The following is a 15359-nucleotide window of genomic DNA, read 5'->3' as shown; positions in this document are numbered from 1 at the left end:
ATACTGATCAAATATAAATCATCAAATTTTCTGATGTTACCATATACGAAAACCTTCTCAAGTTATATAAAATTTAATTGGTTACATTAATTATAATTATTGTTGAATATACTTTGAAAATTGAATAAGTTAGAGAAATTAGCTGTTTGCTGCTGGTTACAATACATTTGTATATCTTTGGATAATCCTTATTTATTGATATTTTTACAATTAAAGGCAAATTTAAATTGATCGGAAGTTAATTTTATTACAACTACTGTTTATATGGAATCGATCTTAAGAAATCTCCTCGAAAAAAAAGGCTGTTCATTCGATAGATACCTTAATAAAATTCAATATATTAAAACCAAAGATGATATCCGGGAATCATTATTTCTTACTCCCGTTATAACATCAAAAAAAAGTAAAATATTATTCATAACCAGGGAAATTAAAGGTAACTGGTTCGAAAGTATAAAGGATATTGATGATATTATCTCATTTGTTGTAAAGAACTACAATTATAAATTAAAAGATTACACTTATTACTTTCATATTTACATCGAAAATATCAAGTTTGAACACTTTTACAAAGTAGATACTGAAAAAAATAATAAATTATCACGCCTTTCACAGGAAGAGCTGGAAAAAATATTATAATATAGTTTTTCACTTTTCACTGCTCATATTTTTCTCGCCTGTTTTAATATCCAGTCTTTATAATGAAGGATTTTTTTCTTTTCTGTATCTTTTATCAATTTTAGTTTAGTCTTAATATCCGGTTTAAATTTCAGATCCATAAGCCTTTCCATTATATCGATATATGTTTTGAACGATTCCCGCTGGTATTCAGTTATTGTTTTGTTGTTTTTAATTATCAATTTGTTTCTTGAGATCTCATTCCTGCATTTATCAAAATAGCCCAGCTCAAAAAGGCATACAAGCTTGTCAATTTTCATATCAAGATTCAATATCTGAATATTTTTGGGACATTTATCGTAAAATCCCAGGGTATTCAGAAAATTCTTCTGATGCATATTGATCTTACCTTTCGAAAAATTCAACATGGTTTCCTTATTTTCAGGTGCAAGGATATCTGTGTATTCTTTAATGAATTTTTCAGCTCCTGCGATATCGTTCTGTTTCAGGGCAGTAAGTATAAATTCCCTGAAAAGCATTGAAGGCATGTATTCATTACCTGATTTCATATAAGCATTATGCCTGATTATCAGCTTCAAAAGATCATATAATTCGATATTAAATTCTGTTCGCCTTATATTTATCTGGGTAATAGTATATGAATACAATAAGCTGAATACAGTGAACTTAGATATCTGCTCAAATATCCCTATATTCTCTAGGAAATCCTTTTTAGCCTTAAAATAAAGCTCATCATTCGTTTTGTTTTCATAAAGCCTGCTTATCTGCACCATGACTTTCATATACGCTGAAAGTTTGTTATGGCTGAGTGATTTTACAAGATTTTCAATGTTGATATTGCTCATATATTTTTCAAGCTGCAAAATCGAAGTTCCTGCAATTTGAAAGTTTTCAATATTTTTTATTGCGCAGTACATTGTCAGCAGCCTGGTTATTATATAAATAAGGAATATCTCAATGTTTTTCTCAAGCAGCTTGTGAACTTCAATGAATTTTTCCCGTTCGATCAAACACTGGCCTTTTAACATTAACAGCTTATCAAGCTCATACAGCTGCCTTTCGCTTATTTTATTTAAATTCTCTTCTTCATGAAGCATTCTGTCTAATGAATTATCAAAAACAGTGTATATCTTTCTTTCCATCATTACTTCTGCTACCAAACGGCCTCGTAAATTCTGGTCTTTGTTCAGTTTCATGCTTAACATGAAGTTTTCAACCATCCTGTTCAGCTCTGATAGCCGGGAAATTATCACCCTGTTGTTGAATTTTTTACCCGGGTACAGCGAGCTGTACATTGATTCAAGTGAAAGCTCTTTGCTGCTGAATTCAGGGTAAAATCGTAATAAATGATCAACCAAAGGAAAATAATCACGGCTCGCATAAACTGAGTCTGATTTAATATAACGCTCAAATCTTTTTAATTCTATTGGCTGAATTGAGGAAAGAAGGTCAAAAATACGCAGTTTTTTCATAAAATCCCTGTAAAATTCTGGTTACAATAATATATGTAGTATTATGGAATTTATTATATAAGTAAATATAATTCATATATTAGCTGGTTACAATGATAAAATTTCTTTTTGAAACTGCGTTTATATAAGTTATCTTTGGAACTGAAATTTTATAAGGTAAGTGTTTTATAATATATGAGTTTAACCGGTTCTATTCTTAAAGAGATCTTACAAAGCAAAGAGTGTTCTGTAGGTAAATATCTTTCCCCAATGTTCTGTAATGATGAAAAGGGAGTAATGATCGAATATTATATTACTCCTGTGGTTACCAAATCCAAATCAGATATCCTTATCATATCAAAAATTGTAAAAGGAAACTGGTACGAAGCCCTTTTAAATATTGAAAATATTGTAAAAAGCATCAAGGATCATTATAACCTTAACACAGATGAATACACTGTGATACTTCATGCCTATTTTGATGTTGTTGAGCTCGAAAATTTTTATGTAGTTGATGTAAAGGATAAATATATGCTTCACAAGCTTAAGCTCAGTGAATTTGAAAAGATCCTGAGCAATTAGGCTGCTTTTTGCTGCATCTCACGTGCGCAAAAATCCCCCGCTGCCGTTAAACATTATGAATTTAATTTTGACGGCAGCTTTTTTTTACGCCTAGGCTTCATTTATAGCAGCCTGCTGTTCAATTTCAGCAGCTTCATTTCTGGAATTCAGCTTTATAATGCCAAGCTTGCCCAATCCCAGGATTATATAATATGTAAAATCAACTTCATACCATTTAACACCGAAGTTTATGGCTGATGCGTGCTTGTGATGGTCATTATGATAAGCTTCGCCCATCAGCAGCACATCTACCGGCAGCAGGTTGGTTGATGTATTTTTCATTTCAAAGTTCCTGTAGCCGTATTTATGGGCAAACCAGTTCACAATTGCGCCGTGGAAAGGCACCATAAAAATTTCTATGGGCAGCAGAAGGAAATACCAGTATGATGGAGCGAATATTACATATATCGCAATATAAAACAAGCTCCATACAACCTTTGATGTTTTAGTTACAGTCCACCTGTCAAACCATGGCCAGTCAGGGATATCTTTCACAAAACGCTTTTCAGGCTCAACAGTTTTAAAGAATATCTGCTGGTATATTTTGCGGGTATGGCGCATCATTGAAAACACATTTTTAAAGAAAAGGGGTGAGTGAGGGTCTTTATCTGTATCCGTATAAGCGTGATGCATCCTGTGCATGACCGCGTATGCGCGCGGTGACATATATGAAGAGCCCTGTGCTATATAAGCGAATACAAAAAATACGCGCTCCCAGAATTTGCTCATTTTAAAAGCGCGGTGTGATGCGTACCGGTGATGAAAAAATGTCTGAAAAAACAGTGCAAGGTACCAGTGAAAAATAAAAAATAGAATGAACATTGTTTGTATTTAAATTAACAGTAAACCCTGCTTTTTGAAGCAGGGTTAAAAATTTTTATAATTGGTGTAATATTCGGAAACTAAACCTTATCCCTTATTATGCTCGAAGCTAGATCAAGGTCTTTTTCATGCTGGACTTTATGGGCATTATTCTGCAGCGTTACAATTCCAAGCTTGCTGAATGCAAGAATAATATAATATGTGATATCAATTTCAAACCATCTTACGCCCATTTTTATGCTTGCGGGATTCCTGTGATGATCGTTATGGTATGACTCACCGAGGAAAATAAAATCAAACGGGTACAGATTTGTTGATGTATTTTTAAGCTCATAATTCCTGTAGCCAATTTTATGGCCGAACCAGTTCACAATTACCGCATGAGCCGGATTCATAAGGATCGATATCGGCAGCAGCAGGAATTGCCACCAGGCTGTTGCGAATATAACATAGAATGCAATATATGCTGCGATCCATAATACTTTAACCCAGCGTGAATCCGCCCAGCTATCGAACCACGGCCAGTCAGGTACATCTTTCTTAAAGCGGGGCTCAATTTCAATATTTTCCCAGTAACAGGCAGTGTACATTTTGCGTGTATTTTCCATCATTGCGAAAAGATTTTTATGATTGGAAGGTGAGTGAGGGTCCTTTGGCGTATCAGCGTATGCATGATGCATCCTGTGCATCAGCGCGTATGCGCGCGGTGACATATATGTGGCGCCCTGTGTTATAAAGGCGAATACATAAAAAAATCGTTCCCAGAATTTGTTCATTTTAAACGCACGGTGTGCAGCGTATCTGTGCTGAAGAAAGGTTTGTGAAAATATTGAAGTGTACCACTGAATTATAAAAAAGATGATAATAACCATTAAATCAGGCTTTCTAATTTTTGAATATTAATTTTTTGATATTTTTGAGGCAGATCGGATGATTGTGGTTAATTATTAACTAAATATAACCATAATATAGACCAATTAAAACCTATCTCATAATACCAAATTTCAAATACCAAATAACAAATAGCAAATACCATTTCACGTTTCACGTTTGACATTTCACGTTTCACGTTTGACATTTCACGTTTCTCGTTTGACATTAATGTTTCTTTTATATTATCTTTGTATCACAAATTATTTAAACAGTTCTTTTAAATATATAAGTCACATTACAAGTGACGTTTATCAAGAAAGACTTGAGGGTCAGGCCCGATGATAGTCTTAGCAACCCGCGTTGAGCTAATAAACCGGCAAAAAACGTGATAGGTGCTAACTCCTTCTTCAATTTACAATTGAAGGCAGATAAACAGGTATAAAGGTTTGCTTCATCGAACGCCTCTAACAGCCTGCTTTAGAGGTTTTTTTATTTTATACACTCCATTCTTATATCTATCAAGCCTAACGATTAAGTTTTCTCCTGATAAACATTCATTATTTTCATCTGTACAGACGTCCCGCCGGGACGTCTCTGCAGGGCAGATGGTGGCTTAAAACCAGTTACCACGCCATATCAAACAATCAGACGATTGTTTGATATTTCCCCTCCTTAAAAAAGGAGGGGAGCAATGTCTTCACAAAAATTTTATTCATAAACCGCCTGGGAAGCAAAAATATTTCCCCGGTAAAATAAAATAGGAGAAACATCATGCAGTTCGAAACAGCAGCAATACACGCAGTACCATCATGCAGGCTCACAGGAGCCGTTTCAACACCCATTTATCAAACATCCACGTATGAGCAGGATGCGCCGGGCGTGCACAAGGGTTTTGACTACAGCCGCACCAACAATCCAACACGCAAGGTCCTCGAAGACCTCATCGCCTCCCTCGAAGCAGGCACGCACGGCTTTGCGTTCTCGAGCGGCTTGGCCGCAATTGACGCTGTCATAAAACTGCTTAACTCAGGCGATGAAGTCCTTGCCGTTGATGATATCTACGGCGGAACCTTCCGGATTTTCACGCATATTTATTCACGGCTTGGCATCAAAATAAAATATGTTGATACCACCGATATCATCAACGTAGTTGATAATATCACTCCGCAGACAAAATTTTTATGGCTTGAAACACCGACTAACCCAACCCTTAAGATCAGCGATATTGCCGAAATATCCAAAGCTGCGCATGCAGCCGGAGCGCTGCTTGTGGTAGATAACACCTTCGCATCACCTGCGCTGCAGCAGCCACTTAAGCTTAGCGCGGATATTGTAATTCACAGCGCGACAAAATACCTTGCCGGGCACAGCGATGTAATTGCAGGACTCGCCGCCGTAAATAACCCGGAGCTTGCCGAAAAGCTTAAGTTCATACAAAATTCAAGCGGGGCAATACTTGCGCCGTTCGATTCATGGTTAACCATTCGCGGGATCGAAACTCTCGCACTGCGTGCAGAAAAGCACTCCGCAAACGCACAGAAGGTCGCCGAGTTTTTACAAACCGTGGAGCTGGTTGATGAAGTATATTACCCAGGACTCGCTTCGCACAAAAATCACGCAGTGGCTGCATTGCAGCAGAAAGGGGGATTCGGCGGCGTGGTATCATTCACACTTAAAACTGATACCGAAAAAGCGGCGGGGGAGTTCACTCAGCTTACCAAGCTTTTTAAGCTGGCTGAAAGCCTTGGCGGAGTGAAATCACTTATCTGCCATCCGGCGCAGATGACGCATAAATCAATTCCCGCAGAAACACGCCGCTCATCGGGTGTAGCTGATTCACTCATACGCTTAAGTGTAGGTATTGAGAGTGCCGGTGATCTTATCGCCGATCTTAAACAGGCATTCGGCAGGCTTGATTTTATCTTAGCTAATGAGTTCAGTAATGAGGTGGCGAAATGAGTAAGTCCTCTTTGTCATTCCTGCGAAAGCAGGAATCTAGTAGTGAAGTTGTTTCTGTGGAAGCCAAAAGTGTCGTTAATATAATATCTGACAACATGAAAGTGGCTCGTGCTTCTCACACCACCATCCCTCTCGTTCCCAAGCTTCCGCTTGGGAACGCAGTATCCAACGACCTCACCCCCGACCCCTCTCCAAAGGAGAGGGGTGCAAAACCTGTTAATTCTGGGGTCCATTTCCCCCTCCCCATTTCGGGGAGGGGGCTAGGGGGTGAGGTTAAATCCCTCAATATCGGGCTCTTCGGCTTCGGGTGTGTGGGGCAGGGGCTATACGACGTGCTGAACCACTCACAGGGCTTAAAAGCCGAAATAGGCAAAATATGCGTGAAGGATAAAACAAAACCACGAAGTATAGCCCGTGAACACTTCACGTTCAGCAGGCACGAAGTGCTGGACTCCGGTGAGCATAACCTGGTGGTTGAGCTTACCAGCGATGCTGATGCGGCGCTGGAAATTATCACAAGCTCGCTGCTCAGCGGGCGCAATGTTGTGACCGCAGGCAAAAAAGTGCTCGCCGAAAACTTTGAGCTGCTTTACAGCCTGCAGCAGCAAACGGGGGCATCGCTGCTGTATGAAGCCGCCTGCGCCGGAAGCATACCCATAATACGCACGCTCGAGGAGTATTACGATAACGAGCTCTTAAGCTCCGTTCGCGGGATACTAAACGGCTCGAGTAACTATATACTCAGCAAAATGGAGCTGGATAAGCTTACCTACCATGATGCCCTAAAGCAAGCGCAGCTTGCGGGCTTTGCCGAGGCTGACCCCGCCCTTGATGTTAACGGCACAGACGCAAAGTACAAGCTTTGCCTGCTTGCCGCGCATGCCTTCGGTGTTATCATTAAGCCTGAATACATCTACTCATCAGGCATACAGAACATAACGCCCTTTGATATCAATTACGCGGCGCAGAATAACTGCCGCATAAAGCTTGTTGCAGGTATCGCAAAAGATAATGGCGGCTATCGCGCATATGTGCTGCCGCGGTTTATCAGCAGGGATAGGCCCTTAAGCAATATTAATTACGAGTTCAACGGAATTGAAGTGGAAGGAGTATATAGCGATAAGCAGCTCTTTGTGGGTAAAGGCGCAGGCAGCCACCCGACAGGCTCCGCCGTGCTCTCAGATATATCAGCCATCACATACGATTATAAGTACGGGTATAAAAAGCTTGCGAAGAGAAATTTATCCCCGTGTAGGCGGGGATCTCAATTGCAGAATGGTGAAAATATCCTCCATACGGATTTTTCTATCCAAACTGTTTCTTCACACGTTCCCGTAGAGTCTCTCAAAGAGGACTCTGCGGTAAATATAAGCAATTCATTCGCAGAGTCCCTTTCAGGAGACTCTGCGAAGACGGTTTCTCCCGACTTCTCCCGGGACCACCGCTTCCTCGAAAGCGATTTCAACATCAGGCTGTACATACGGTACCGGGATTCACATGATGGCCATGATTCAGGTAACGCCCGCGATTTTTTAGACCGGCTGGACCTGCAAAGCATCGAGGAAGAATACACATCACGAAAAGGCAATTACATAATTGCAAACGTCGGATTCAGCTCGCTGCAAAGCCTGGCCGCCATACCCGATGGTGTGTTTGTGTGCGAGGTGTGACCTCACCCCTCTACGAGTCTTCGACTCGAAGAGTCGTAGACCAACCCCTCTCCAAAGTAGAGGGGAGGAGGATCTCGAAAATTTATCGGTATCATCGTAACCCTCCCCTTCGGGGAGGGCAGGGAGGGGTCAATTATTGCAAACGTCGGATTCAGCTCGCTGCAAAACCTAGGCACCATACCCGATGGCGTGTTTGTGTGCGAGGTGTGAAACCCCATTATTGATATTAGAAATGAAATTTTTTATTTAATTCGTAATATAATTTTATATAGGATTTAATTATCCTTCTCAGTTGGAGGAGGGGTGTGTTCTTTATTTATCTTAAAAATAGTATCAACAAGCCTTGTACTTGCAGACGTAATTCTTGCAAGAATTGCCAATTGATCTTGAAGAATTTTTCTTGAAGTTTCATGAGGATAATTTACTGTATGTGAAACTTCACCCCATAATTCCTCCGCTAACGTCCTAATTTGTAGCTCTATTGGTGTATTATCTCTGTTATAAGAAGAAATTATCAGATGTATACTAGTATACATCTTTTTTCGTTCTATGACTTTTATGTTTCGTTCCTCATAATAATCTTTATACTCTAAATCCCATATGCTTGCAATTGGTTCTTCAATAATTTTATAACTGTCTTCTCCTAAAAGATATTTCACTACATTTAAAATATCTGTTATTTGATCAGAATGTATGTGCAATATCCTTACTCCAACTAGATCTTGAATTCTTTGGAAAAGATTTTCAGGTGTAATATCAAATTTTGCACCAGCATCATTATTTTCTATAGCTTTTCTTATTAACTTATCTTTAAAATGATCCTTATCTTTTAGTCTGTATCTAACCGAATGTATTAATGGTTTTAATTCATCACTCTTGCTCAAAAGTCCAAAGATGTTTTCTCCATGCCTTTTGAGCATGGACTTTTTATCATCGTATACTGCTAATAACTTATCGATAGCTGTCTTATTTTCGACATAGGTAGCCTCCATCAGTTTAATTTTATCTTCTAATTTCATGCCTGTGAAGTTTTCTCAATAATATTATTGGCTAAAATTCCAAATGCTTCTTTAGCCATAGTTTTTTGTGAGGGGGTTCCTTTTGTTACCTCCCATATGGGCACACCTTCCTGTTGACCAAGAGCAACAATTTGAGTGAAATCCTTGATTTCACCTATTCTTGAACCAGTCGATGTTGATGGAGCGAGATTTTCATTAATTTCTCTCAATAAGGTTAAAACATGCTCGCTAATATCTCTCTCTATTTGAGAAACATAACTACTCGCTGGAGACGATATTACACCACGGTAGATTTTGTAACCTTGGGGTAAGTATCCCAAATAGCGGGGGAATCCTAACATCATATCAATATTTTGAGGCGCAAGAGATAATATAACTTGCCAATCACTTATCCATCTACTTAAAGTTACACCTAAAGTTTTCAAGGCACGTTTCGAAAACAAATCACTAGCTGCTGGTATTATAAAATAGTCACAGTCTAATAAAACAGAACGATTTAATGGGCCTATATTAGGGCCTACATCATATAATACATAATGAAAATTTCCCGAGCTTGAAATATTAGTTATTAAATTACTTAATGCATTTGTACCTCTATAACCAGTTATTTTTCTTTCAAAACATTCACGCCAGTAATCTGTTAATTTAATTTCAAATTCTGATAGCCTAATATCTCCTGGTATAATAAATAAATTTTCTTGATTGGTTTCTAAAGGTTCAATTATATTAATATCACCTTCTGCTTGTACAATAGGTCTTACTGCAGACCAAATTGTTCTTCCACTATCGTTATCAGAGTTATCTAAATAATTGTCAAGTACATTTTCCTCTAGAAAATATGCAGATATATTCGTTTGGGGATCAGAATCTACAATTAAAACCTTTTTACCTTTTTGAGCTAACATATAAGCCAAATTGGCAGTAATGATTGTTTTGCCAACACCGCCCTTATGATTATATAAAACTATTCTTTTTGTAATTACAGAAGTATTCTCAGGCATATAATTATTAATTTACCTTCTCTGTCTTATTGTTTTTTTTAGATTTCTTCTTTCTCATTTTTGACATCACTTCTTGAGCAGTTACCTTATCCGGAAGTGCTTGTACGTACAATTCTCCAATTGCACTAAGTTGCTTCATTCCTTTACCTACGGGTACTAAGTATCCTCTACTAGTTGCATTATCAACAGATATAGCAGCATTAGAAAATTTCCTTTGAGCAGCTTCAGTATTTAGCATACTTATGTCAAGAGTTTTAAAATGCGGTTGATTCCTGTAATGAGTTAAATAATATGCTAAACATGCTACACGTTCTACATCGGTTGACGGATTCTTTTCTAGAATAAACTGCTTTGGTCCAATAGTCCTGTCTTCTGAAAATAAGCTATTTTGATTAGATGCAATGTATGAATGTGAGGTTTTTTCTGTATAAATTGAATTATTTTCTTTAAAATCAAAATATGTTATAAGCATTTTTAGTACTTTATCTATACTAGCTTTGTCTAAAGATTTTAATCTATTAAATACCTCATTGAAGATTACAATGTCTTCAGTTTTTGTTATTTCTTTTTTCTCTTCCATTTTGTACAAATATGAATTAAATGATCTGTTTTAATGAATTTACGTTCAAATTTATTAAAATAATATATCAATAATTCACTCTTTAAATAACCTTCTAATTCAATTCGTTATATCCGTCCTCAGTAACAAAAAATAGCTTCCCTTCTTTTTCGCAAAATCCTTTGCTAATGTTTTGGTTTAGGCACTCAGTAGCATTACCCAAACGTGATTGATTCGAATCTTTAAGTGCTTTACTAACATCAGAAGTGGTTATTTTGTTTGTCCCTTTATTGTGTAACCATGCAGCAGTTGCTAGAAATTTTCTGTTTTGGTTAGTAGTAGCATTTTTGTTTTTTAAAAAACTAGCTAAAGGCGTATTCTCATTTTCTGCTTTTTTTCTCTCTTGAGTATTTACTTCTCCTTTGGCATTTAGATTTTCATTTAACTTTTGAAATTCATATAATCTAGATAATAGTTTATCTAGTTGAGTGGTAACCCATTTTTCCTCGCCCTCTCCGAAAAAAGAAAAGTTACCCAATTTAACTTCTATTTTTGAATTCATTTGATATCTCCATTTTTATTGATTTTAAAACGTTATAATAATTTGTTGATGTTTTTTCTTTATAAATAAAAGAATTTTTTGCTAAAATCTTTAACTTTATTATTAGTTATGGCTTAGAGTATATAGAAATTTTTTTCTGAAATAGTTATCGGAGCAATGGTCCAATGTCATTCATCAATTCATCAATGAATTCATTGAGCATTTTCTCGGTGATTGGTGTACCTTCGGGATATTTTTCAAATGAATTCTTCATAGCATTTTTTATTGAATCATCTTTACTTTTATTCCATTGTCGTTCTTTTGCAATATTCAATACTCTTTGAAATGCTTTTTGTACTGATTTTACACTACCTAAGTCTCCTTTTTTTAAAGTCTCTAGAATATATTCTTTCCCATATTCCAAATAAACATTTCTATTAAGCTCAACACTTTGCAATACATCAAATATATAGTTAGTCTTTATCTTTGGTCCATCGTAATTTTGATTTAATAAAACTAGAAAATTATGAACATTGTATAATTCTACGTAAGCATATAGAATGCCTTCATCTGGATTACCTTCAATATATAACACATGACTTACTTCATCACCTGGTATATAAATTGCATCTTGTGGATGATGAGATATAGCTACTTTCATTTCAGATTCTCCTTTTAAATACGGGATTAGATCTTTAATGTATTTTCTGTCTCCACCTTTTAATAGATAAAAATTAATTGCAATTTTCACAATTGATGGTAAAACATCAGAGCCACCAATCATTGTATCAAAATTTAACGGTTCATCTAAATATTCTCTGAAATGTTTAGCTTTTCCCAGTGCATCTTCAACATTTAATTGTGGGTAGTTTCTTTTCAATCCTGTCAGTATTTTTTTTAATTCACTTCTGCTTCTTGCCTTAATTGAAATTTTCTTCCCTTTTTCGATATCTTCAATTTCAATATGTGGTTTTACTGCAATGGGTTTTCCTCCATATTCTAAATAGAATTCCCTTCCAGTACTTACATGTTCTGCCCTTATAGATTGAGCTTCACCTCGATGTCTTTTTATTAAGAGTAAATTTGCTAAATCATTTGTTTGTTTTGCTAGAATTGCATCTATCTTTTCTCCAATCTCACTATTACATTTAACACATAACAGATCATTTGAAGTTAATCGTCCACCACAAGCATTTAGAATAATATGTTCATTGCTTGAATTATCTTTATTTAACTCTGTTTCACATATATAACAATTTGCCATTTTGGTAATTTATTATTGATTTATAATATATTATTTTTTTTTTGTTGTTTACTATCTAAAATTGACATTTAAAAAATGTTTTTGTTGAAATTCTCAACAAAAAAAGGCTTGTCCCGTTTATTCAACGGGTCGGGCTTTCTGAATTTGTATGATTTAATTTATGATACATATTTTTTAGTAACAGTTATATGTCGTTATTTCCCATAAATCAGCTAACGGCGTCGCAATTTTCTTAATATTTGCTATAATAATTGCGCTTATTGCTATCGGTGATTTTTTAAAATTTGATTCATCGATATATACAACAAACTCTCTGCTTTCATTTTTCTTGTTAGGATTTTCTCTAATAGTAATTTCGTAATAAATTCGATTTAAAAGATTTTTTGACATTGCAAATGCAATTGGATTATGAATATCAATTGATAATCTTTTTTTAAAGCTTACTTGTTTATTTATATTCATTACTTTACCGCTTATATCAGTTTCTAGACTCAAATCATCAATTGTTATCTTTTTGAATGGATATTTTCGTTTACCTAATTCAAATTCTAACATTTCAGAAATTTGATCCGTAACCTCTAAATTGTTGTCTCTGCCGAATGTTTCAATTTTATGGTAAATTTCTTCGTCAGTCATACGATCAACTATTTTTAATGTAGAGATTGCATCCCGAAGTATTTTGTATCTGCAAATATGTATGGGCCACGGCCATCCAAGAGCATCAAAATATACTTTGCTGCCGCAAGTACATGAGAAGAACCAAACATCTTCATTGCAATCTGGACATTTAGTTTCAAAAGCTCTTGTGAAACAAGTTCTATCATGTGTGGGTACTGGCATATTAATTAACCAATTCTATTTGAAAATTTTTTTAGGAAAATCATTTCTACTCACAATTAGTTGTTTACCTAAGTATGTATTTTTCTGACCGGGATAATTTATGTATGCCCTAAAACTGCTTCCTTTGGGCAGATTAACTAGCACAGTATATTGATTTTCGCTTTTCCCAAGTGTGTTTTCTCTTATTTTAATCATTTCTTGTAATTCTTTATAAGAAATAAGACATATTTGTTTTCCTTTTACGCAGATTAGTGCAATAAATAGTTTAGGAGTAACTTTTCTAATTTTTTCAAGTTCTCTTAGATTATTGCTCATAAAAGTAAATAAATACTCTTTATGTTTGTAATGTGGTTTAGATGCATACTTAAAATAAACACCGATTTTAGTATTTACTCTATAAGCACTCCTATAAATAATATTTTTATAGGTCATCGAGTTAATTGCTGTAAAATGCTTGTCTTCCGCAATTTGAATCAAAGCAGCTCCATGGTATAGATGATCATCATCAATTGTCATTAATTTTCTCCTTAAATATTTAATTTTACCACAAAAAAAGGCTTGCCCGTTTATTAAACGGGTCAAGCCTCTAGCGATTTTTTTTGCGTGATTTAAAACTTACTGCGATATTTCACAACATCACAATAAGCAAACATAAGTAATTGCAATGTTTATGTCAATAGCATCACCGCTACCCAAAAAAGCAAACCCCCATCGAAAATTATTGCAAAATCTTTCATATAGTTAAATCCTGATGGTAAGTGCTGCATAGAAACTGTCCCCCCTCGTTCTTTATCCCGCCAAGGCGGGACTTCGAAACTGCTGCCCCAGTTTCTCGGGAGGGGGAGAAATCTGAGATTGAGCAGTTTATTTAAATCGGTCTTAAACCTTAATAAAAGGTTGATCCCGGATGGGGGTTTCTCTTCAGGACTTGCATATTCACAACGCATATATTATATTACAAATGTATGCAATCAGCATACAGCGGATTGGCTTAAATTCGTATAAATATCCTTTATTAATTAAATTTAATATATAGCAGCAAAATTGTTCAATTTACCGGCGGGTCCGGTTTTGGGTTGTAGCTGTGTAATTCCAGCGATTCAGCGATTGCGGCAAATATCCCCATCGGCTGGAATTCCTGCAATTCTGTGCTGTAATGCCCATTCTAATCGGTCAACCTTTCAAAATGAATTAATATTAGAATTCTAACGATTGGGAAGGGGGGATGGATCTATTCACGTTCGACACCGCTGGTGTCGTATGCTTTTTTATCTCATTTGCTATAAACGTTTGACCACTCTGTGGTCAAAAGAAAAAGCTTAATATAATCAATCCCGTAGGGATTGCATGTTTATAGCTAAATGCTATTAGTTGTTATCGATGCCGTAGGTATCGCACGTGAAGGGTTGAGCTGTCCACATTACACCTCACCCCCTACGAAGGAGCCCCTTCGGGACGAAACTGCTGCCGCAGTTTCTCGGGAGGCGGCGGGGAGAAAAATCCGTAATATTGGTTTTAATTTTGATCACACGAAAACAAAATCCATGTATAATTTGCAATGGGGGTTTGCCATCAGGACTTGCATATTCAAAACGCATATATTATATTACAAATGTATGCAATCAGCATACAGCGGATAGGCTTAAATTCGTATAAATATCCTTTATTAATTAAATTTAAAGTATGGCAGCAAAATTGTTCAATTTACCGGCGGGGCCGGTTTTGGGTTGTAGCTGTGTAATTCCAGCGATTCAGCGATTGCGGCAAAGATCCCCATCGGCTGGAATTCCTGCAATTCTGTGCTGTAATGCCCATTCTAATCGGTCAACCTTTCAAAATGAATTAATATTAGAATTCTAACGATTGGAAAAGGGGAGGGATCTTTTCACGTTCGACACCGCTGGTGTCGTATGCTTTCCTATCTCAATTGCTATAAACGTTTGACCACTCTGTGGTCAAAAGAAAAAGCTTAATATAATCAATCCCGTAGGGATTGCATGTTTATAGCCAAATGCTATTAGTTGTTATCGATGCCGTAGGTATCGCACGTGATGGATTGAGCTGACCACATTACAATACATCTCTCCAAAGGAGTCCCTT

14 protein-coding genes and 1 riboswitch are annotated in these 15359 nt (G+C 36.4%); of the genes, 4 read left to right on the top strand and 10 right to left on the bottom strand.

The features are described 5' to 3' along the window. Positions 1-264 precede the first annotated feature (264 nt). On the top strand, positions 265-639 hold the full coding sequence (locus tag J0M37_13530) for a hypothetical protein (GenBank protein ID MBN8586106.1): 375 nt from the start codon (positions 265-267) through the stop codon (positions 637-639). A gap of 23 nt (positions 640-662) precedes the next feature. Here the strand turns inward: J0M37_13530 and J0M37_13525 are convergent, their stop codons facing one another. Next, positions 663-2111: a hypothetical protein gene (locus J0M37_13525; protein ID MBN8586105.1), complete on the bottom strand. Its 1449-nt coding sequence runs from the start codon at positions 2109-2111 to the stop codon at positions 663-665. Positions 2112-2285: 174 nt separating this feature from the next. Between J0M37_13525 and J0M37_13520 the strand changes: the two genes are divergently transcribed. Continuing rightward, the gene (locus J0M37_13520; GenBank protein ID MBN8586104.1) at positions 2286-2672 is read left to right on the top strand and encodes a hypothetical protein; all 387 of its coding nucleotides are present in this window, start codon (positions 2286-2288) and stop codon (positions 2670-2672) included. A gap of 90 nt (positions 2673-2762) precedes the next feature. Here J0M37_13520 and J0M37_13515 read toward each other — a convergent pair whose 3' ends face one another. Beyond that, on the bottom strand, positions 2763-3533 hold the full coding sequence (locus J0M37_13515; GenBank protein ID MBN8586103.1) for an acyl-CoA desaturase: 771 nt from the start codon (positions 3531-3533) through the stop codon (positions 2763-2765). 80 nt (positions 3534-3613) lie between these two features. After that, complete coding sequence (locus J0M37_13510) at positions 3614-4405, bottom strand: acyl-CoA desaturase (GenBank protein MBN8586102.1); 792 nt, start codon at positions 4403-4405, stop codon at positions 3614-3616. 306 nt (positions 4406-4711) lie between these two features. Further along, positions 4712-4841, top strand: a riboswitch (SAM riboswitch). Positions 4842-5177: 336 nt separating this feature from the next. Between J0M37_13510 and J0M37_13505 the strand changes: the two genes are divergently transcribed. Both J0M37_13505 and J0M37_13500 read left to right on the top strand, forming a co-directional pair. Next, the gene (locus J0M37_13505) at positions 5178-6365 is read left to right on the top strand and encodes a PLP-dependent transferase (GenBank protein MBN8586101.1); all 1188 of its coding nucleotides are present in this window, start codon (positions 5178-5180) and stop codon (positions 6363-6365) included. Between the two features lie 311 nt (positions 6366-6676). Continuing rightward, positions 6677-8035, top strand: a complete 1359-nt coding sequence (locus J0M37_13500) for a homoserine dehydrogenase (protein ID MBN8586100.1) — start codon at positions 6677-6679, stop codon at positions 8033-8035. Between the two features lie 275 nt (positions 8036-8310). On the opposite strand, the gene J0M37_13495 is transcribed toward J0M37_13500, so the two are convergent. The 7 genes from J0M37_13495 to J0M37_13465 form a co-directional block, all read right to left on the bottom strand. Then, positions 8311-9054 carry a RelA/SpoT domain-containing protein gene (locus J0M37_13495; GenBank protein ID MBN8586099.1) on the bottom strand — a complete coding sequence of 248 codons (744 nt, stop codon included), beginning with the start codon at positions 9052-9054 and terminating at the stop codon, positions 8311-8313. Further along, a complete protein-coding gene (locus J0M37_13490; GenBank protein MBN8586098.1) occupies positions 9051-10055 on the bottom strand; it encodes an AAA family ATPase in 1005 nt (334 codons plus the stop codon). Before J0M37_13490 ends, J0M37_13495 begins: the two co-directional genes overlap by 4 nt. 7 nt (positions 10056-10062) lie before the next feature. Further along, positions 10063-10635 (bottom strand): hypothetical protein, encoded by a 573-nt coding sequence (locus tag J0M37_13485; GenBank protein ID MBN8586097.1) that lies wholly within the window; start codon positions 10633-10635, stop codon positions 10063-10065. Between the two features lie 94 nt (positions 10636-10729). Beyond that, positions 10730-11176 (bottom strand): hypothetical protein, encoded by a 447-nt coding sequence (locus J0M37_13480; GenBank protein ID MBN8586096.1) that lies wholly within the window; start codon positions 11174-11176, stop codon positions 10730-10732. 145 nt (positions 11177-11321) lie between these two features. Further along, positions 11322-12419 (bottom strand): HNH endonuclease, encoded by a 1098-nt coding sequence (locus J0M37_13475; protein MBN8586095.1) that lies wholly within the window; start codon positions 12417-12419, stop codon positions 11322-11324. A 174-nt stretch (positions 12420-12593) separates the two neighbouring features. Then, the gene (locus tag J0M37_13470; GenBank protein ID MBN8586094.1) at positions 12594-13259 is read right to left on the bottom strand and encodes a hypothetical protein; all 666 of its coding nucleotides are present in this window, start codon (positions 13257-13259) and stop codon (positions 12594-12596) included. Between the two features lie 15 nt (positions 13260-13274). Further along, positions 13275-13775, bottom strand: a complete 501-nt coding sequence (locus tag J0M37_13465) for a hypothetical protein (protein MBN8586093.1) — start codon at positions 13773-13775, stop codon at positions 13275-13277. Positions 13776-15359: the final 1584 nt, after the last annotated feature.

The organism is Ignavibacteria bacterium (assembly GCA_017303675.1).
Taxonomy (GTDB): domain Bacteria; phylum Bacteroidota; class Ignavibacteria; order Tepidaquicellales; family OLB5; genus OLB5.
Note: the sequence above shows the minus strand (reverse complement) of the source record. Positions and strands in the feature narration are given on the sequence as shown.

Excerpts from the sequence above, each read along its gene's own strand:
- J0M37_13530 (MBN8586106.1), top strand. The coding sequence starts at position 265 with ATGGAATCGATCTTAAGAAATCTCCTCGAAAAAAAAGGCTGTTCATTC.
- J0M37_13525 (MBN8586105.1), bottom strand. The coding sequence starts at position 2,111 with ATGAAAAAACTGCGTATTTTTGACCTTCTTTCCTCAATTCAGCCAATA.
- J0M37_13520 (MBN8586104.1), top strand. The coding sequence starts at position 2,286 with ATGAGTTTAACCGGTTCTATTCTTAAAGAGATCTTACAAAGCAAAGAG.
- J0M37_13515 (MBN8586103.1), bottom strand. The coding sequence starts at position 3,533 with ATGTTCATTCTATTTTTTATTTTTCACTGGTACCTTGCACTGTTTTTT.
- J0M37_13510 (MBN8586102.1), bottom strand. The coding sequence starts at position 4,405 with ATGGTTATTATCATCTTTTTTATAATTCAGTGGTACACTTCAATATTT.
- J0M37_13505 (MBN8586101.1), top strand. The coding sequence starts at position 5,178 with ATGCAGTTCGAAACAGCAGCAATACACGCAGTACCATCATGCAGGCTC.
- J0M37_13495 (MBN8586099.1), bottom strand. The coding sequence starts at position 9,054 with ATGAAATTAGAAGATAAAATTAAACTGATGGAGGCTACCTATGTCGAA.
- J0M37_13490 (MBN8586098.1), bottom strand. The coding sequence starts at position 10,055 with ATGCCTGAGAATACTTCTGTAATTACAAAAAGAATAGTTTTATATAAT.
- J0M37_13485 (MBN8586097.1), bottom strand. The coding sequence starts at position 10,635 with ATGGAAGAGAAAAAAGAAATAACAAAAACTGAAGACATTGTAATCTTC.
- J0M37_13480 (MBN8586096.1), bottom strand. The coding sequence starts at position 11,176 with ATGAATTCAAAAATAGAAGTTAAATTGGGTAACTTTTCTTTTTTCGGA.
- J0M37_13475 (MBN8586095.1), bottom strand. The coding sequence starts at position 12,419 with ATGGCAAATTGTTATATATGTGAAACAGAGTTAAATAAAGATAATTCA.
- J0M37_13470 (MBN8586094.1), bottom strand. The coding sequence starts at position 13,259 with ATGCCAGTACCCACACATGATAGAACTTGTTTCACAAGAGCTTTTGAA.
- J0M37_13465 (MBN8586093.1), bottom strand. The coding sequence starts at position 13,775 with ATGACAATTGATGATGATCATCTATACCATGGAGCTGCTTTGATTCAA.